This window comes from Paenibacillus lignilyticus (genome assembly GCF_017942085.1).
Lineage (GTDB): Bacteria > Bacillota > Bacilli > Paenibacillales > Paenibacillaceae > Paenibacillus_Z > Paenibacillus_Z lignilyticus.
The window spans coordinates 123,454-142,505 of the sequence record NZ_JAGKSP010000002.1; the positions used below are offsets into that span (position 1 = coordinate 123,454).

Genomic DNA, 19,052 nt, shown 5'->3' on the forward strand with positions numbered 1-19,052 from the left:
TCAATCCCTCCGCTTCCTATAATCGTTAACGATTAAGCACCCACGTATCTTTTACGCCGCCGCCCTGCGAAGAGTTCACGACCAGAGAGCCTTCTTGAAGCGCAACACGAGTCAATCCGCCCGGAATCACATGGGTTTGTGCGCCCATGAGCACAAATACGCGCAAATCAATATGGCGCGGCTGCATAGCCCCTCCGAGCATCACCGGCGCCCGTGACAGCTTCATCGTCGTCTGAGCGATGTAGCGCCCCGGATCGCGGCGGATGGCATCGGCAAAGGCATTGATCTCCTTGGTGGAAGCAGCAGGGCCGATAAGCATCCCATAGCCGCCGGAGAGCGAAGTTTCCTTGACTACGAGCTGATCCAGATTATCGAGCACATACTCCCGTTCTTCCTTGCGTGACAAAATGTAAGTAGGTACGTTATGCAGGATCGGTTCCTCGCCTAAATAGTAACGGACCATATCCGGCACATACGCGTAGATGGCTTTATCGTCTGCTACCCCTGTGCCCGGCGCATTGGCAATCGCAACGTTGCCAGCACGATAAGCATTCATGAGACCCGGTATACCGAGCAGCGAATCCGCCTGAAATGCCAATGGATCCAAATACTCATCATCAAGCCTTCTGTAGATGACATCTACCTGACGCAATCCGCGCAAATCACGCAAATAGATTTTGTGATCCTTGTAAACCAAGTCGCGGCCTTCCACCAGATGGATGCCCATTTGCTGAGCCAGAAAAGCGTGCTCGAAGTAAGCGGAATTGTACGCTCCCGGCGTCAGCAGCACAATAAGCGGGTTTGATTTTCCCGAAGGCGCCAAGCTGCGCAGCGAGCTCAAGAATACATTCAAGCTGCGCTCGATATCCGCTACCGCACTATTCAAGTACAAATCGGAGAACAGCTCACTCATTAAGCTTCTCCCTTTATATAAGTAGGAAAACCCTGATGGTGTACGGAGATTATCCTCCAGCACAAAGTAGCGGCCCTTCTCGTCCTTAATTAAATCTATGCCGGATGCGGTCATATAGACGTTCTGCGGTACTTGCAGCCCTGCCATCTCCGGCCGAAAATATTTATTGGCAATAATCATCTGTCTTGGGATGATGCCGTCGTTGACGATGCGCTGCTCATGATAGACGTCATGGATAAAAGCATTCAAAGCCTTAACGCGCTGCTTCATTCCGCGTTCAATGCTTTCCCATTCAAGCTTCGGAATAATGCGCGGAATATAGTCAAAAGGAATTGTACGCTCCAGCGGCTCGTTCTGATTCTGGGTGTAAAGCGTAAACGTAATCCCTTCCTCCAGCATCCGCTGCTGAATGGTTGTGTGGCGCGCTGTCAGCTCAGGCGGCTTCATACGGGCGAACGTTCGATGAACACTTTCATAATGCGGACGTACATTAAGATCATTATCGAACATTTCGTCGTAGAAAGATTGTGAATCGTAAGGATCGAATTGTGATTTCATCGCCATCGACATGTCAACCGCCTCCAAAGCCATCAGTGTCACTCTCATGTCAGTTTTTGTGCTTTCTTGTCTACATTTTCGCGTATAAATTTGGATTATATTACCTAGATCATACCCAATGAGGACATTTGTGTCAACTTATATAACACATAAAAGGCCCGATAGAGGCGGCCTTTACAGTAAATTAAGGAATATAAGTTATCGGTCGCGCCCATGCGCCTCCTACCACATTACGCAGCGGAAGTGCAGTAGGTTACCTCTTCCTGTTCTCGAATCATGAGGCGCTTCACTTTGTCCACGTTCGCTCCTGACACCGTGGCATATAAGCCGCCCCCGCTTCCGGCCGAATCATCGAAATAAACATTGCGTTCAACCGGGTTATAGCATACAGCTGCCGCCATATTGACAACAACGTTGCGATCCAGTCGCTCATAGCCGAATGGTCCGAAGACGAGCGCCACTTGCTCCATCGTTTGCGGATAGTGATAGCTTGCTCCGCCCTTCGTCACAAATTGGGGTCCTTTCGGCGTGTGCGACACGAAGCAAATCATATCCATCGGAACCCACTCCCTTTCCCCGTTCTTGCTCAGCAGCAACAACTGCATGTCCAACACTCCTTCTGCACCAAAATAAGAACTTGTGTTCCTATTTTAACAGATGATTGGTTTGCATGTACACCGTCCCTATGCTTGTACCTCTCTTTAATCAAAGGAAGGCCGCAGTACGCATCTTGCGCGTACTGCGGCTCACTTGCTCCGCTATCGCCTATCGGTTAAGCAGACTTCCTACATAACGCAGCAGCTCGTTGGCACAGACCGGGCAGTATCCGTGCTCGTCAATCAGCCGCTTTGTTACTTCATTAATACGCTTAAGCTGCTTCTCGTCCGGTGTTTTGGTCGAGGTCGTGATTTTGACGATATCCTTCAAATCCGTAAACAGCTTCTTCTCGATCGCTTCGCGCAGCCGTTCGTGGCTGTAATAATCGAATTTCTTGCCTTTGCGAGAGTACGAGGAAATCCGAATCAATATCTCTTCTCGGAACGCTTTCTTCGCATTCTCGGATACGCCGATCTGCTCTTCGATTGAACGCATGAGCCGCTCATCCGGATCCATCTCTTCGCCTGTAAGCGGGTCTTTGATCTTCGCCCAGTTGCAGTACGATTCAATGTTATCGAGATAATTTTCGAACAGCGTTCTTGCGGACTCTTCGAAGGAGTAAACGAACGCCTTCTGTATTTCTTTCTTGGCGAGTCCGTCATATTCTTTCCTGGCTGTGGAAATAAAATTTAAGTATCGCTCCCGCTCTTCCTTCGTGATCGAAGGATGCTGATCAAGTCCGTCTTTCAATGCACGCAGCACATCAAGGGCATTGATACATTGCAGGTCCTGCTTTATGAGCGCACTCGAAATGCGATTGATGACGTACCTCGGGTCGATACCCGACATGCCCTCTTCGATGTATTCCGACTGCATTTCCTTCAGATCCGCTTCCTTGTAGCCTTCGATCTCCTCGCCGTCATACATGCGCATTTTCTTAACGAGGTCCATCCCTTGCTTCTTCGTCTCTTTCAGACGAGTCAAGATGGAGAAGATGGCTGCTGAGCGCAGCGAGTGCGGCGCGATATGAATGTGCTTCATATCGCTCTGACCGATTAGCTTCTTGTAAATCTTCTCTTCCTCCGACACCTTCAGGTTGTAAGGGATCGGCATTACGATCATCCGGGATTGCAGCGCTTCATTTTTCTTATTGGCGATAAAAGACTTATACTCGGTTTCATTCGTATGCGCGATAATGAGCTCATCCGCCGAGATCAAGGCAAATCGGCCGGCTTTGAAATTGCCCTCTTGGGTTAGAGACAGCAAATTCCATAGAAACTTCTCATCGCATTTGAGCATCTCTTGGAACTCCATCAGACCGCGGTTCGCCTTATTCAGCTCACCGTCGAACCGGTATGCACGCGGATCGGATTCCGAACCGAATTCCGTAATGGTTGAGAAATCGATGCTTCCGGTCAAATCGGCAATATCCTGAGACTTCGGATCGGACGGGCTAAACGTTCCGATCCCGATACGGTTCTCTTCGGAAATCAGCACACGTTCGACTTGCACATTCTCAATATCGCCGCTGTATTCCGTTCTTACTCTCATTTGGCAGGAAGGACACAAATTACCTTCGATTCGGACACCAAGCTCCCGCTCGGCTTCAGGCCGCAGTTCATTCGGAATGAGATGCAGCGGATCCTCATGCATCGGGCAGCCTTTAATCGCGTATACAGCTCCTCGTTCTGTTCTGGAGAACTGTTCGAGGCCTCGCTTAAGCATCGTAACAATGGTGGATTTACCGCCGCTGACAGGCCCCATGAGCAGCAAAATCCTTTTCCTCACATCAAGCCGCCGGGCTGATGAATGGAAGTATTCCTCTACAAGCTTCTCAACGGCACGATCCAAGCCGAATATTTCTTGTTCGAAAAACTTGTATTTCTTCGATGTACCGCCATCATCCACAACCCCGAATGACTCAATCATTTCATAAACTCGAGCATGCGCAGTCATGGCCGGAGTAGGATCTCGCTTCAGCAGGTCGATGTAGTCCTTGAAAGATCCGTTCCAAGCAAGTTTTTCGCTTTCCGCTTTGTACGCCGAAATCCGTTTCAAAATATCCATGCCGTAACCTCCTATAAGTTTTGCGATTGCAAAACTCACTTCGTAAGCCTATACTCCGACCAGCCTGATGCCACTACCTAGAACGCCTCATGCATGCGGGTAATATTTATCCAGCCATCTAAAGCTGCCCGGCATTTTTTATTGAAGTATTACATTCCTATGCGCTTTCGCGAGGGAAGTTGCCCTATTTTTTAAACAAGATTCCGCCAAAATCCGCACATCGCAGACACGAATTTTACAAAATGTTAATTCCGTTAAAACGAGCACCTGCCCGTCTCCATTGGGCGAAAAGCTATACGTATGAAGACTTGGCTCCTTCTTTTGCGCTTCCGCGAACCCATGTCGAATAGCGGCGATTGCGACAAATTTCCGGCATGACCGACACGAAAAAGTTGTGACACCAGATGTAACCTCTAATTTATGGCTTAAGGGGTTGTCCGGAATGTGCTATAATCGTGAACAGACTACCCTCCCATTGAATCGAGGCGATGATTTGGCTGTCAAACACGAAACCGAGCTGTATCCGCCAATCAAGTCTTATTTCGAGAAACAAGGCTTTGAGGTAAAGAGCGAGATCATGCATTGCGATCTCGTCGCCATTCATCCGGATACGAATGAAACCATATTGGTGGAGATGAAGAAAACCTTCAATCTCGCGTTGCTGCTCCAGGGCATCGAGAGGCTGCGTTTAAACGGACATGTCATACTCGCCGTCGAGCGCAACCGCAAGAAGGTCGGCGCGCACAATCAGCGCTTCGGCGATCTAACCGAGCTGTGCCGGATGCTTGGCCTTGGCTTGATGACCGTAACCTTCTTCAAGACCAAATCGCCGGTGCTGGAGATGCTTTGCCAACCGGGCGATCCTCCGGTGCGCGGACAACGGCGTGTCCGTCAAGCGAGACTGCTCACCGAATTTCGCGAACGCAGCGGCGACTATAATACCGGCGGCAGCAACAACCGCAAACTCGTCACCGCGTACCGGGAGAAGGCGCTTCGCGTGGCATGGGCGCTTAACCAGCACGGCGAGCTTTCCCCTCGCGCCGCCTCGGAGCTGACCGGGATAGCGCGAGCCGACCATTTTCTCCAGAAGGATTACTACGGCTGGTTTGAACGTATACGACGAGGGCATTATAGCCTGAAACCGGACGGAGCAGCCGCGCTAAAGCAGTACAACCATATTATTGAAGCTTGGCTGCAGCAGAGGCCCGCACAAGAGGAAAACACCGCAATCATGCCTGAAAACAAATTATCAAAGGAGACAAGATACTGATGAGCGAAACAAACAACTTTAAGATCATTGGCAATGTAGAGGACTTCCCGGAATTTCCGGCTCATGTGAAATTAAACAACCAGCCTTATTATATTGTTGAAGCACCGCGCAAAGCCGATGAAGAACAACGCTATAATCTGATCTCGGCGATCTGTCCGCATGCCGGCGGTATTGTCAGACCGCATCTGAATGAGCTTATTTGCCCGCTGCACTACTGGTGCTTCGATAAAGCGACAGGCGAATCCACGAACATCCCGGGAGAGCAGCTGGATTGCTCGCCGCTGGTGGTTCGTGACGGCCAATTTCTGCTGCAAGCTTAAAACGAACGACAAGAAGCCCGGAATCCTCAAGCGAGGATTCCGGGCTTCTTCTCTATATCCTGATGAATTAGCGGCGCGCCAGAAATTCATTCAACGCTTCGGCGAAGCGCGAAATACCCGTCGCCATCCGCTCGCCTTGTGTATACGTAAAGTTCAGACGAGCCGTGTTGCGCGCAGGCTCTGCCGCATAGAAGGAGGAGCCGGGAACGAAGGCTACATTCTTCTTCACAGCTGCTCGAAGCAGCGCTTCGGCATCCAGTCCTTCAGGCAGCTCCAGCCAGAGGAACATGCCGCCTTTCGGCTCGATCCATTTCACGTCGCTCCAGCCCTGCTGCGACAGCAGCTTCTGCATTTGCTGCATACGATCGCCGTACGCCTGCCTAATTACTTGAATATGATCATCAAGCGAGAAATGCCGGAGCAGCTGATCCAGTGTTTGCTGGTCAAGCGAGCTGGAATGCAGATCGGCCGCTTGTTTCGCCTTTGCCATCATAGAGATTACGTTGCGGCTGCCGATTGCCCAGCCGGTACGAAGAGCAGGCGCTACTGTTTTGGAGAACGTACTTGTATAAAGGACATTGCCGCCATCCGCTTTGCCTTCAAGCGAGAACAAGGTTGGATAGTCGGCATTAATATCAAATTTAATATCGCCATATGGATCATCCTCCAAGATGGGAACACCATAACGATGGCTGAGTTCAAGCAGCCCTTTGCGGCGTTCCATGCTCCATACTCGACCCGTTGGATTGCCGAATGTAGGCACTACATAAATTAATCTTGGTTTATGCTGCTTGATGAGCCGTTCGGCTTCCGCAATAATCATGCCATCTTTATCACTGGCAACCGGAACAACATCCAAGCCGCTTAAATTAAACACTTGTAAGCTGGCCAGATAGGTCGGGTTCTCCACCAGAACAATATCGCCCGGCTCCATCAGTACACGAGTAATCAGATCAATTGCTTGCTGCGAGCCTGTTGTCATGATCATTTCATCAGGTTGGACGTGCATGCCCTTCTGGGCCATTCGGGCACAAAGCTGCTCACGAAGCGGCATGAACCCTTCCGTAAGACCGTATTGCAGCGTATTCTTACCGGAACGGAATACCCGATCTGCTGCCTCTCTTACTGCATCAATCGGAAACAGTTCTTCGGCCGGCAAACCGCCTGCGAACGAAATAATTTCTTTTCCTTGCGTTAGCTTCAAGATGTCGCGAACAGCAGACGATTGCAGCCGTTCGACATAATTCGAAAACCGGTATTCCACGTTCATTCCCTCCCCATTTCACTTATCACACATTTTACGCGCAATTGGTGATGGGAGCAACTAGAAGAATGCTTTAAAACGCACGGATTTGTACGCTGTTTCGTCAATTGGTTACAGCGTTCACCAATGTGTTGTATTTTATGTTTGCCGCGGAATTACCGTAACAACATGTTCACAACTTTGTTCGTTTTCTTTTTGCATATCGTTGGGTATAATGAAGGGGAGTATGTATGTACTGGCAGCTTAGGAGGGAATACGAATGACCATTAATTTTCTTATCGTCCTCACTGTCTCGGCCTTGTTCCTGATCGCCATGTGTACGGCGTCTTACAATGACGACAAGACTAAAGGCTTGTAATGCAATAGGACCAATCATCAAAAAAAGAAGCTTTCAGCGATTGTTGACAATCGTCGGAAGCTTCTTTTTTAATGCGAAAATAGTGTGACGCACCGCGTTAACCCCGGCGCAGTCCCGCCATCTCTGTCATGCATCCCCCACACAGGTAACGCTCTTTAAACTCGCGTACACCATCAAGTGTGCCACAAAACACACAACGAGGACGATAACGTTCCAAAATGATATGGTCACCCTGGACAAGAATTTCCACGGGGTCTCCTTCATTCATTTGGTATCTTTTACGTAGCGATTTTGGCAATACGATACGCCCTAATTGATCCACTTTACGCACAACACCAGCCGGTTTCACAAATTCACATCTCCTGTAGTCGCATTTTGCAAGTTAACGTCATATGACAGTTTGCTCCCTACTAGGTTCGATAATGGCCGGTTAATTCCTGCAATTATTTCGATTTTCTTAGTATTCTGCAATAAAATTTAAAGAAAGTTAGTTCAATCCCACAAATCCGTTTTGTCGAATTGCCTCGAACACAACAATCGCCGCAGAATTCGATAAATTTAGCGATCTTACTTTGTCTGTCATCGGCACGCGAATACAGGTGTCAGGATGCGCATCAAGCACCTCTTGCGGAAGTCCCTTCGTTTCTTTTCCGAATACGAAGAAATCGCCGTCTTGATAGCGATGCTCCGAATATACTTTCGAGCTCCTTGTGCTTGCGCAGAAGAAACGCCCCTCCGGATATAGCTCCTTTAGCTCCTGGAACGAATCATGATAATGAATCTCTACCGCATACCAATAGTCCAAACCGGCCCGTTTAAGCGTTTTGTCATCTGTGTTAAACCCCAATGGCCGAACCAGATGAAGAATTGTACCAGTTGCTGCACAAGTCCGTGCAATATTGCCGGTATTTGCCGGAATTTCCGGCTCTACGAGAACGATATGGAATGCCATTTGTTATCAAACACCCTTCACTTTTTACATAGCTTTTACGCTAGCTTAATCTATTGAGAAAACTTGGCTGTCATAATACAACTATAATGTTGCATGAAAGGGGAACATAAACGCTTGAAAAAGAAAATATTAATCGTCGATGATGAGCCATCCATCTCCACGTTGCTTGAGTTTAACTTGAAACTAGCCGGTTATGAAGTACGTTGCGCTTCAGACGGAGAAGCCGTGTTCGATTTCTTAAAGCCGTTTCGTCCTGATCTCATCGTGCTCGATCTTATGCTCCCCAAGATGGACGGACTACAAGTATGCCGAGAGCTTCGCAAACAAAATAACGTCGTTCCCATTATTATGTTAACTGCACTCCATGATGTAAGCGACAAGATCGCAGGACTTGATCACGGCGCTGACGACTATATGACGAAACCATTCTCACCGCAAGAGCTTCTTTCCCGTATTCAAGCCATCTTGCGCAGAACGCAGGCGCTGCCGGGATCAGGAGAATCAACGACGCATACAATCGGTCCACTTACGGTTCTGTCCGAGCAGCGTGAAGTTCAGCTTGAAGGCAAGTCAGTGGAATTGACACCTAAAGAATTTGAATTGCTCCTTTACTTGTGCCGTCACCGCGGGAAAGTCCTTAGCCGTCAGCAGCTGTTGCACGGTGTTTGGGACTATCATTTCCTCGGCGACACCCGTATCGTCGATGTGCATATCAGCCATCTGCGTGATAAAATCGAGAAAAATGCGAGAACGCCTGAATATATCATGACGGTCCGTAACGTTGGCTATAAACTTTCCGGACCGGGAAGCAGCACGTCAAATGCTGATTCTTCACTAGCTTAACACATACCCGTCCATTAGCGCTCAAGAAGACCGCCGACCTTCCACGCATGGAAGAATCGGCGGTCTTCTTTCTTTTCTATATAGCACGGCGGCAGCTTCCTTAAGTTAGCCGTTGCGCTTCTGGAAGTCGCCCATGAAATCGGCAAGTGCTTTGCAGCTCTCGAGCGGAACGGCATTGTAAGTCGATGCTCGCAGGCCGCCAACGCTGCGGTGGCCTTTCAAGCCGACAAAACCTTGCTGCTCGGATTCCTTCACGAATTGTTTCTCGAGCTCTTCCGAACCAAGGCGGAACGTGATGTTCATGAGCGAACGGCTGTTTACATCCGCGAAGCCGCGGTAGAAGCCGCCGCTGTTATCGATGGTATCGTAGATCAGCTTTGTTTTGTCGCGATTGAATTGCTCCATCGCGGCAACGCCGCCTCTCTCCTTCACCCATTTCAACATTAAGCCAACCAGATAAATAGAGAAAGATGGCGGTGTATTGTAAAGGGAATTGTTCTTTACATGCGTATCGTAGCGAAGCATCGTCGCGATCGATTTCGGGCTCTCTGAAATCAAATCTTCACGTGCGATAACAATCGTTACGCCCGATGGTCCCAGGTTCTTCTGTGCCCCGGCATAGATCATGCCGAATTTGCTGACATCGACCGGACGGCTTAGAATATCGCTCGACATATCGCCGATCAGTGTCACATCACCTGTTTCCGGATAAGCCGCGTATTGCGTGCCTTCAATCGTTTCATTCGACGTAATATGCAGGTAGGCCGAATTTGTCGGGATTTGAAGGTTGCTAACGTCCGGAATCCGATTAAACTTATCCGCTTCCGAAGAAGCTACAACCGCCGTTTCGCCAAACAGCTTCGCTTCCTTGATTGCTTTGTCCGCCCAGCTTCCCGTGTTTACGAATGCTGCCGTCTGGCCAGCGCCCAATAGATTCATCGGAATCATAGCGAATTGCGTACTGGCTCCGCCTTGCAGGAATAGAACTTTATAATGACTTGGAATTCCGAACAATTCACGAAGGAGCGATTGCGCACCGTCATTGACCTCTTCAAAAATGCCGCTGCGATGGGACATTTCCATAATGGACATGCCGGCACCTGCATAATCAATAAATTCCTGTTGTGCCTGCTGTAATACTTCCAGCGGCAATGCCGCTGGTCCGGCATTAAAATTAAACGCTCGATTCGTCACTGTAGCTCACTCCACTCTTCAATTTGCTTATCAGTATGATAGCAAGTTTCACGCTTTGCATCAAGTGTAAAAAGTCGAACAAAAACCAACAGTTTTATTTCGAATATTCGGATTTAGCTTTTTTACGGATAATGAAAAGCGAGCTCTCCTTGAGAGAGCTCGCTGAAAGTAATTTGTACTATAAGTTCGGATTAGCAATCGAAGTATAGGCTGTACTCGTGCGGATGAACGCGGATTGCAACAGCTTTCGCTTCAGCACGCTTCAATTGAACGAAGTTGTCGATGAAGTCTTTAGTGAAGACGCCGCCTTCAGTCAAGAATTCGGAGTCAGCTTCCAAAGCGTCAAGCGCTTCATCAAGCGTTCCCGGAACCGAGCGAATTTCTTTCTTCTCTTCGTCCGGAAGATCGTAGATGTTTTTATCGAACGGTCCATAACCAAGAGCAACCGGGTCCAGCTTGCGCTTGATACCGTCAAGACCTGCAAGCAGCATCGCTGCGAATGCGAGGTAAGGGTTAGCTGTGGAGTCCGGTGTACGGAACTCGATGCGGCAGCCCTTCGGCGTAACTGCAGCAACCGGGATACGGATTGCAGCAGAACGGTTACCCTTCGAGAATACAAGGTTAACTGGCGCTTCGTAGCCTGGAACAAGACGCTTGAAGGAGTTCGTCGACGGGTTTGTAATTGCGATCAACGCTGGTGCGTGGTGCAAAATACCGCCGATGTAGTGCATAGCCAATGGGCTCAGGTTTGCATAAGCACCTTTCTCATAGAACAGCGGGGAATCGCCGTTGAAGATGGAAGAGTGAACATGCATACCGCTGCCGTTGTCGCCGAATAGCGGCTTAGGCATAAATGTTGCAACTTTGCCCCATTGACGAGCAACGTTGTTGATGATGTATTTGTATTTCAGCAGGTTGTCTGCAGTTTTAGTCAATGTGTCGAAACGGAAGTTGATTTCAGCTTGACCAGCTGTTGCAACTTCGTGGTGATGACGCTCAACGCGAAGGCCGGATTCTTGCATCAAACGAACCATTTCGCTGCGGATGTCTTGTTGGGAATCAACAGGAGCAACCGGAACGTAGCCGCCTTTTACAGGAATTTTGTAACCAAGGTTGCCGCCTTCTTCTTTACGAGCCGTGTTCCAGCCAGCTTCAGCGGAATCAACTTCGTAGAAAGAAGTGTTCATTTTGCTTTCGTAGCGAACTTCGTCGAAGATGAAGAACTCGGACTCAGGTGCGAAGTAAGCTGCTGTACCTACGCCGGATTTTTGCAGGTATTCTTCTGCTTTTTGAGCGATGCCGCGCGGATCGCGCTCATAACGCTCGCCATCTGGCGTATGAATGTTACACATAATATTCAATGTTGGGTGATCTGTAAACGGATCGATGAAGCTGGACTCTGTGTCCGGAATCATAACCATATCAGACTCTTCAATACCGCGGAAACCCGGGATCGAGGAACCGTCAAAAGCTACGCCGTTAACAAAAGTTTCGGCATCTACTTCCGTGGAAGGAAGCGTGATGTGGTGCGCGTGGCCGGAAAGATCCACGAAACGGAAATCTACAAACATGATGCTGTTCTCTTTGATTGTGCTCAATACGTTTTGAACTGACATTAGGTATTTCCTCCATTTCCGAACATTTGCGATGTGTAGGACATTAATTGTTCAACTTCTGATCTGAAACTATGATTGTTATTATAGGTTTTAGGTTTATTACAGTCAATAGTCATGTAAGGTATTTTTTAAAGCACTTGTTAGATAACTTCACATAATTGTCAGATTGTTCAAATTCCCAGTATTGACGCCAAAAACAAGAAGCCGCAGCCCCCTAACACGAAGGGCTGCAGCTTCTAAAACCGATTATTTATACAAGAGCTTGGATTATTATTTGATCCACGTATTGAAATATTCTGCCGGCTCTTTAGGTGTATCAAAGCGTCTTCCGACTAATTTTCCCAGCTGTTCCAATTCTTTTAGAAGGTTCGCGAATTGGTCCGGGAACAAGGATTGTACACCGTCGCCCGTCATCGAATTATCGGGATCCGTATGCATTTCAATAATAAGACCGTTCGCGCCCGCAGCAACAGACGCTTTCGACATCGGCTCAACCAGCTCGCGTCGTCCCGTTCCATGGCTCGGATCCGAAATAACCGGCAGATGGCTGAGTGATTGCAGTACCGGAATTGCGGACAAATCCAGCGTATTTCGAGTATAGGTCTCAAAGGTGCGAATTCCGCGCTCGCAAAGCATAACGTTCGGATTTCCGCCCGCAAGAATATATTCGGCAGCGTTCAAGAATTCATCGTAGGTTGCGCTGAAACCCCGTTTAAGAAGAACAGGAGTCTTCACTGTGCCCAGCTTCCGAAGCAAATCGAAGTTCTGCATGTTACGCGTGCCGACTTGCAGAATATCAGCATACTCACAGCAGATATCTACGTATTCCGGCGTCATGACCTCCGTAATCGTCAACAGCCCATGCTTGCGGCCTGCTTCCGCCATCATCGCTAACCCTTCCACGCCTATACCTTGGAAGCTGTATGGTCCTGTACGCGGTTTAAACGCGCCACCGCGAAGGATTTGACCGCCGGCAGCTTTCACCAGTCTTGCGATCTCATCGATCTGCTCCGGTGTTTCTACCGCACAAGGTCCGCCCATAATGGCAAGATGCTCTCCGCCGATCTTCACGCCTTTTATTTCAATTACGGTGTCGTCCGGATGGAAGTCACGGCTAGCGAGCTTGTAGGACTTCGAAATCTTGATGACGTTCTCGACGCCTTTCATTTGACGAAGATGTTCAGCCAGTGTCGGCTCTGCTTTCCCGATAATACCAATGACCGTCCGGTCTGTCCCGCGGGAAACGTGCGCCTGTACCCCCGCTCTCTCGATATGTTGTACGATCTCGCCAATCCGCTCTTCCGTTACATTATTTTGAGTAATCACGATCATAAGTTCGACTCCCTCTCCTGTCACGCTTAGACGCGTGTTCGCTTCGACGCTTTTATGCTGTTAGGCTTTTATGCTTTTAATCGCTAAAGCAAATATACATGAAAAAACCGGCCTCGTCAAGAGACCGGCTTGCTGCCATTTCTATTATTCCGTGAGCGGCTTCACGTCGACGACTGAGAGTCGGCGAAGCTTTCTTTTCTCCTTGCGTTTGTTAGCTACGTATTGCAGCGTCAGCTTCACAGGGAAATAGAACAGCGCGCCAAGCACCATACCATCGATAATGCCGCCTACAATCAGCTTCAAATTAACAAGCAGCATATGGTCGAGCCACTCCGGCGCTAAGGGCACCGAAATTTTGATATGGTTCGGAAGCACCCAACCGCCAACCATGCTATTGATGAAGGCGACCGGAATAAAGATGATTTTACCAAAAACAAAACCGATCAACGCGCCGGCTAAACTGGCATTCATCATGTAAATCAATGGGAATATCAGGAAGAAGGCTAACCCGTAAGTCGGTAATGTAAACATCTCAACAAAAATACCGATTGCGAAACCGAGTGCTACAAACGATGGGCCGCCTGGTGCCCGCATAAGCTGCGTATATTTCAATTTGAGCCAACGTTTAATCGAGCGCGGTTTGCTTGAAGTCGTCATTTGAGTAGCGCCCCTTTCACTCACAGCGACGATTTCACTCGCACAGTAGGCAACAATTTGTTCATGTTGACTGTACGCCGTGCTTCCCAGGTAGAGGAATCCTCGTCGTTAAACTGCTCCAGGTAAGCGATGACTTCCTTTGTTAACGGTGTTGGTGTCGATGCCCCTGAAGTTACAGCTACCCGCTTCTTGCCTTTCAACCACTCCAACTCGATCTCCGACACATCCGATACACGGTAAGCCGGGACTCCGGCGATCTCTTCCGAAACCTGCGCAAGCCGGTTGGAATTGTTGCTTCTGGGATCGCCTACCACGATACACAGTTCGGCTTCCTTCGCTTGTTCCGCAACCGCTTCTTGCCGCACCTGCGTCGCCAAGCAAATTTCATTATGAATTTCCGCTGTCGGGAATGTCTTCAGCAGCTTGCTGATTAAATGCTTGATGTCCCACTGAGACATCGTCGTCTGATTGGTAATAATGATTTGATCGCTCGTTAGCGCAAGAGAATCAATCTCATTCTCACGCTCGATTAAATGAACGTGATCAGGCGCGATACCGATGGCGCCTTCCGGCTCCGGATGCCCCTTCTTGCCAATGTAGATGACCTCATAGCCTTCCGCTACCTTCTCCCGGATCAAATCATGGGTTTTGGTTACATCCGGACAAGTGGCATCCACGACCGTCAAACCTCTGTCCTTCGCGCGTCTGCGTACTTCCGGAGAAACACCGTGCGCGGTGAAAATGACAGTACCGCTCGAGATTTGTTCTAATATTTCCAAACGGTTCTCGCCGTCAAGCGTAATAATGCCTTCTTGCTTAAATGCTTCCGTTACATGACTATTATGAACGATCATGCCCAAAATATAGATCGGCCGCGGCAAGTCTAAATTCTTGGCGGTTTGCAATGCCAGAACCATGGCATCTACAACGCCGTAGCAATAACCACGCGGTGAAATCTTCACAATTTCCATACTGCTTGCACCTGCTTTCCTGCTAAACCAGTGTTCACGGACAGGCCTCTTTAAGACCCAACTCTAATTATTATACTTCATTCGACTTCTCGTGGAAAGCAATTGGAAGCCATACGATAAATGTCGTTCCCGCACCCTCGCGTGTCGAAACCTCGACCGATCCGCCATGCTCATCAATAATCCACTTGGCAATCGACAATCCCAGTCCGGTTCCGCTCGTTTCTCCGCGCGATTCATCTGCTCGATAGAATCGTTCGAAGATGAATGGAACTTGGTCATGGTCCATGCCAATCCCCGTATCTTTGATGACAATGCCGGCTTGATCGCCGGATACGATGGCACGCAGTTCAACATGTCCGCTAGGCGTGTACTTGAATGCGTTCTCGACGAAGATAAAAAAGAGCTGACGAAGAAAATCGGCATGCGCATATACTTCTACGTTTGCAATGGCATCCAGGTTCCCGATTTTCCATTCTGCTTTTCTTGGAAGCAGCTGTGCCTTACGTGCCACGTCCTCAACCAGCGGCAGCAGCGGCTGAACGGATTTCTCCATTTGGTAGCCGGCATCCGCGCGTGCAAGGGACAAGAGATCATTGACTAAGCTGGACATGCGTTTGGCTTCGCCTGCGATATCCAGCATGGATTCGCGTGTAAGCATCATCCGACTGCGTTCTTGTTCACTTAATTGCGGCAGCCCTTCACCGTCCGGATCATCGGCGCCCTGCGTTAACGTCGGCAGCCACATTCGCTCCAGCAGCTCGATATTCCCGCGAATCGTCGTAAGCGGTGTGCGAAGCTCGTGCGAGGCATCGGATACAAATCGCCTTTGTGCTTTGTAGGCTTCATTCAACCCATTGTAGGTGGTTTCGATTCGGCCTAACATGCCGTTTAACGTATCGACCAAGCGACCGAGCTCATCGTTAGGACCTTCTCTCGGAATGCGCATGCTAAGATCAGAGCCGTTCTGGATTTGATCACTCGAACGAATGACATTCTCAATGGGCCGAAGCGCCTGACGCGCAAGAAATAACCCAATCGTGAAGGCGATGAGCACCACGATAATGAGCGAGGAGATCAACGTCGTCCTCAGCTCGGTCAGAAACTTATCTTCCCGGCCTGAATAAGCCGCAACCTGCAGCAATCCGAATATTTCATTATTTTGCTTCAAAATATGCCGGTACACGAGAAACGGATAAGGACCTGCCTTAACATGCTCAAACCCTTCGTAGCTGTCGTTGATTTCCTTTACATCCGGTTTCGGCAGCAGCTGGTCGATCCTTCGCAGGTTCGACGTCGTCTTGACGACACCGTTCTTATAATTATCGACCTGGATAAACATCTCGTCATCCCCGATGACGAAATTGGGGGTTTGATAATTGCCGAACATATCCAGCGTCGACGTAATATTGATCGCGTTGACTTGCTGCTCGATTTTGGCTTTCATTTCCTTGTACGTGTTGTAGTTGACGAAGAAATAGATCGCGACCCCAAATGCAATAAGCGTGACCGCCAGAATCACCGAATACCATAATGTGAGCCTTAAGCGAATCGACATGGAATCAGCCTCCTTCGCCTCTAAGCACGTATCCGGTGCCCCGAACCGTCTGAATGAGGCGCGGGCTCTTTCCGTCTTCCGTCTTCTGGCGCAGCATGGCAATATAAACCTCCAGCACATTCGATTCACCGCTGTAATCAAAGCCCCATATTTTGTCCATAATCGCATCGCGCGTCAGCACTCGCCGCGGATTCTGCATGAGCAGCTGGAGCAGATCGAATTCCTTCGCCGTGAGATCAATTCTGCGTCCGGCCCGAATCGCTTCGCGCGAATCCAGATCGAGCGTCAAATCCTCAAACTGCAAGCTGCTCGAGTTCTCCTCCAGCTTGTCGGATTTACGTCTAAGAAGCGCACGCACACGAGCTAACAGCTCCTCAAGCGCAAACGGCTTCACCAAATAATCATCGGCGCCCAGATCCAGACCGCGCACACGATCTGTAATATCGTCCTTTGCCGTCAGCATCATAATCGGCACAGTGCTTCCGCCTTCGCGAACCCGGCGGCACACTTCCCAGCCATCCAGCTGCGGCATCATGACGTCCAGAATGAGCAAATCCGGATCGCTTACGAGCATTTGCTTCAAGCCCTCATGCCCATTACTCGCCGTCGCGACCTCATAGCCCTCAAACGCCAAGCTACGGCGAAGCAGAGATGTTATTTTATCGTCGTCATCCACCACTAATATATGCGCTCTCATCCTAATCCCCCATCATCAAACAACTAGTTTTTCCTTCCAAAACCTTCCTACATATTATAGCGCAACATCCGATTCCCATGAAACAGCTTGTCCGGCTTCTTCCATAAAAGAAGCGCAGACAGTCTATGCGACTGTTTGCGCCCGGGTAACACTGTTCTGTTGCTATTCCCAATCTTATTGCTGGCTTGCAAACTCATTCTTGTTGCCTACGGTTACTTTCAAATCCATCTTATCACCATTGCGGATAATGTTGAGTGTCGCGGTGTCTCCGACCGCTTTCTTCTGGATTTGAGCGATCAAATCTTCACGGTTGCTGTATTTAGTGCCGTCCAAGCCGGTGATCACGTCATATTGTCTCAGATCCGCCATATAAGCAGGCGATTTGTACAGAACGCTCGATACGATCGAACCTTCTTTGCTGGACAGGCCAAGCTCTTTGGCGATTTCATCTGTAATTTCAGCCAAGTTCGCGCCGATGAACGGTACAGGTTTTTTCGGAATTTCTTTATTGGCTTTCAGATTCTCCAGCACTTCTTGAATCGTGCTCGTCGGAATCGCGAATCCGATACCTTGAGCTTGCGAGCTTACAGCCGTATTAATGCCGATTACTTCGCCTTGCAGGTTAAGAAGCGGTCCGCCTGAGTTACCTGGGTTGATCGAAGCGTCAGTTTGCAGCAAATGCTCGTATTGGCGCGTGCCTTGGGAGTCCGGAATGCTGATCGGACGTTCCTTGGAGCTTAGCACACCGACGGTTACCGTATGGTCAAAGCCATATGGATTTCCGATCGCAACGACCCAATCCCCAATGTTGATCTTGTCGGAGCTGCCGATTGGGAGCGTCGGGAAGTCTGTTCCTTCAACTTTCAGTACCGCCAGATCCAAGTTGTAATCAGAGCCGAGCTTCTTCGCGACTAACGGTTTATTGTGACCCTGCACGGTTACTTGAATTTCATCGGCATCCCCGATCACGTGCTGGTTCGTTAAGATGTAACCTGTGGAATCGAAGAAGAACCCTGTGCCGATTCCTTCCGGCGTTAATTCGCCGCTGCCTTGATCGGTGCTGCCTTGTCCGGAGCCATCGTCCTGCCCTTGGCCGCCTTGACCGCCTTGGTCGCCGAAGAATTGGCTGAAGAAATCATCCATCGAATTGCCTTGCGCGCCGCCTGCACGCTGCTTCGTAAAGGTTTCGATCTTAACGACCGCCGGACTTGCTTTCTCGAACAGCTGAGCAATGTTGTTTGGTCTAACCACATCAGCCGCTGCCGATACTTTGCCGTCATCGCCCGCTTTACCCACTGCGGAGCTCGCTTGCTCCGAGGTTTGCGAGAGCGCCTGATCAGCCGTGAACCAGTTCTGCTTATCCGATACGAACATGAGCGAACCCACAACGACTACGCCGGCGAGGAAGGATGCGAACATCGCCTTCAATGGACTGCGTCTGGATTCTTTCATTTGCCAGCCGCCGCGAGTTGCGGACTGCGATGGCGCGAAAGCGCGAAGCTGTGTAGGCGGCGTAACTTCGACTGAGTTATGCAAACCATCCGAGCTGCTTCCAAATCCGCCTTGTGCCGCATTTGCATTTGTGTCGCCGCCAACCGGTCGTTGCGGTTCAGAATCGGCTGCACCGGATTTGAATGGTCCGTATGAATAGTAGTAAGAGCTCTTGTCGGTTTCGTCATGCGGCTTACCTTCGTTTGCATTGTAAGGTTGGTTTTTATCGCGATTATCCTCGTTATGGTTATCGTTATGTTCGTTGTTGAAGAAATCGTCGTAACCGTTATTTTTTTTGTTTTGATCGTCCATTGCTTATTCCTCCTCAAATGTTTTCCCATGTTTGTAAAGTTCTCAATAAGTGCTTTATGTTCTTGCATCTGATTGGCTTCGCGAA

At 49.3% G+C, this 19,052-nt stretch carries 17 protein-coding genes; 3 read left to right on the top strand and 14 right to left on the bottom strand.

Annotated elements, in window-relative coordinates; all coding sequences use genetic code 11:
* Positions 1–25: 25 nt before the first annotated feature.
* The 3 genes from I8J30_RS05715 to I8J30_RS05725 form a co-directional block, all read right to left on the bottom strand.
* The gene (locus I8J30_RS05715; protein WP_210656276.1) at positions 26–1,483 is read right to left on the bottom strand and encodes a circularly permuted type 2 ATP-grasp protein; all 1,458 of its coding nucleotides are present in this window, start codon (positions 1,481–1,483) and stop codon (positions 26–28) included.
* 218 nt (positions 1,484–1,701) lie between these two features.
* A complete protein-coding gene (locus I8J30_RS05720; RefSeq protein WP_210656278.1) occupies positions 1,702–2,076 on the bottom strand; it encodes a hypothetical protein in 375 nt (124 codons plus the stop codon).
* Positions 2,077–2,236: 160 nt separating this feature from the next.
* Positions 2,237–4,135, bottom strand: a complete 1,899-nt coding sequence (locus I8J30_RS05725; RefSeq protein WP_091220948.1) for a PrkA family serine protein kinase — start codon at positions 4,133–4,135, stop codon at positions 2,237–2,239.
* 442 nt (positions 4,136–4,577) lie between these two features.
* On the opposite strand from I8J30_RS05725, the gene I8J30_RS05730 reads away from it, so the two are divergent.
* The gene (locus tag I8J30_RS05730) at positions 4,578–5,405 is read left to right on the top strand and encodes a DUF2161 family putative PD-(D/E)XK-type phosphodiesterase (RefSeq protein WP_338044821.1); all 828 of its coding nucleotides are present in this window, start codon (positions 4,578–4,580) and stop codon (positions 5,403–5,405) included.
* The gene (locus tag I8J30_RS05735) at positions 5,405–5,725 is read left to right on the top strand and encodes a Rieske (2Fe-2S) protein (protein WP_210656280.1); all 321 of its coding nucleotides are present in this window, start codon (positions 5,405–5,407) and stop codon (positions 5,723–5,725) included. Before I8J30_RS05730 ends, I8J30_RS05735 begins: the two co-directional genes overlap by 1 nt.
* A gap of 67 nt (positions 5,726–5,792) precedes the next feature.
* Here I8J30_RS05735 and I8J30_RS05740 read toward each other — a convergent pair whose 3' ends face one another.
* From I8J30_RS05740 to trmL, 3 genes are all read right to left on the bottom strand, one after another.
* Positions 5,793–6,989 carry an aminotransferase-like domain-containing protein gene (locus I8J30_RS05740; RefSeq protein WP_210656282.1) on the bottom strand — a complete coding sequence of 399 codons (1,197 nt, stop codon included), beginning with the start codon at positions 6,987–6,989 and terminating at the stop codon, positions 5,793–5,795.
* 455 nt (positions 6,990–7,444) lie between these two features.
* Positions 7,445–7,696, bottom strand: coding sequence for an AbrB/MazE/SpoVT family DNA-binding domain-containing protein (locus I8J30_RS05745; protein WP_090981926.1), 252 nt, complete (start codon positions 7,694–7,696; stop codon positions 7,445–7,447).
* 138 nt (positions 7,697–7,834) lie between these two features.
* The gene (gene trmL, locus I8J30_RS05750; RefSeq protein WP_210656284.1) at positions 7,835–8,299 is read right to left on the bottom strand and encodes a tRNA (uridine(34)/cytosine(34)/5-carboxymethylaminomethyluridine(34)-2'-O)-methyltransferase TrmL; all 465 of its coding nucleotides are present in this window, start codon (positions 8,297–8,299) and stop codon (positions 7,835–7,837) included.
* Positions 8,300–8,413: 114 nt separating this feature from the next.
* Here trmL and I8J30_RS05755 point away from each other — a divergent pair, with 114 nt between their 5' ends.
* A complete protein-coding gene (locus tag I8J30_RS05755) occupies positions 8,414–9,142 on the top strand; it encodes a response regulator transcription factor (RefSeq protein ID WP_091220956.1) in 729 nt (242 codons plus the stop codon).
* A 105-nt stretch (positions 9,143–9,247) separates the two neighbouring features.
* On the opposite strand, the gene serC is transcribed toward I8J30_RS05755, so the two are convergent.
* The 8 genes from serC to I8J30_RS05795 all read right to left on the bottom strand — a co-directional run bounded on the left by serC (position 9,248) and on the right by I8J30_RS05795 (position 18,967).
* A complete protein-coding gene (gene serC / locus I8J30_RS05760; protein ID WP_210656286.1) occupies positions 9,248–10,336 on the bottom strand; it encodes a 3-phosphoserine/phosphohydroxythreonine transaminase in 1,089 nt (362 codons plus the stop codon).
* A gap of 191 nt (positions 10,337–10,527) precedes the next feature.
* On the bottom strand, positions 10,528–11,952 hold the full coding sequence (gene glnA, locus I8J30_RS05765; protein WP_210656288.1) for a type I glutamate--ammonia ligase: 1,425 nt from the start codon (positions 11,950–11,952) through the stop codon (positions 10,528–10,530).
* Positions 11,953–12,222: 270 nt separating this feature from the next.
* Positions 12,223–13,284 (bottom strand): 3-deoxy-7-phosphoheptulonate synthase, encoded by a 1,062-nt coding sequence (gene aroF, locus I8J30_RS05770; RefSeq protein ID WP_210656290.1) that lies wholly within the window; start codon positions 13,282–13,284, stop codon positions 12,223–12,225.
* A gap of 144 nt (positions 13,285–13,428) precedes the next feature.
* Complete coding sequence (locus I8J30_RS05775) at positions 13,429–13,941, bottom strand: DUF2062 domain-containing protein (RefSeq protein ID WP_091220969.1); 513 nt, start codon at positions 13,939–13,941, stop codon at positions 13,429–13,431.
* 20 nt (positions 13,942–13,961) lie between these two features.
* Positions 13,962–14,912: a 4-hydroxy-3-methylbut-2-enyl diphosphate reductase gene (locus I8J30_RS05780; RefSeq protein WP_210656292.1), complete on the bottom strand. Its 951-nt coding sequence runs from the start codon at positions 14,910–14,912 to the stop codon at positions 13,962–13,964.
* Positions 14,913–14,982: 70 nt separating this feature from the next.
* Positions 14,983–16,467 carry a sensor histidine kinase gene (locus I8J30_RS05785; RefSeq protein WP_210656294.1) on the bottom strand — a complete coding sequence of 495 codons (1,485 nt, stop codon included), beginning with the start codon at positions 16,465–16,467 and terminating at the stop codon, positions 14,983–14,985.
* Between the two features lie 4 nt (positions 16,468–16,471).
* Positions 16,472–17,164: a response regulator transcription factor gene (locus I8J30_RS05790; protein WP_210656296.1), complete on the bottom strand. Its 693-nt coding sequence runs from the start codon at positions 17,162–17,164 to the stop codon at positions 16,472–16,474.
* A gap of 174 nt (positions 17,165–17,338) precedes the next feature.
* Positions 17,339–18,967 (bottom strand): S1C family serine protease, encoded by a 1,629-nt coding sequence (locus tag I8J30_RS05795; RefSeq protein WP_210656298.1) that lies wholly within the window; start codon positions 18,965–18,967, stop codon positions 17,339–17,341.
* Positions 18,968–19,052 lie beyond the last annotated feature (85 nt).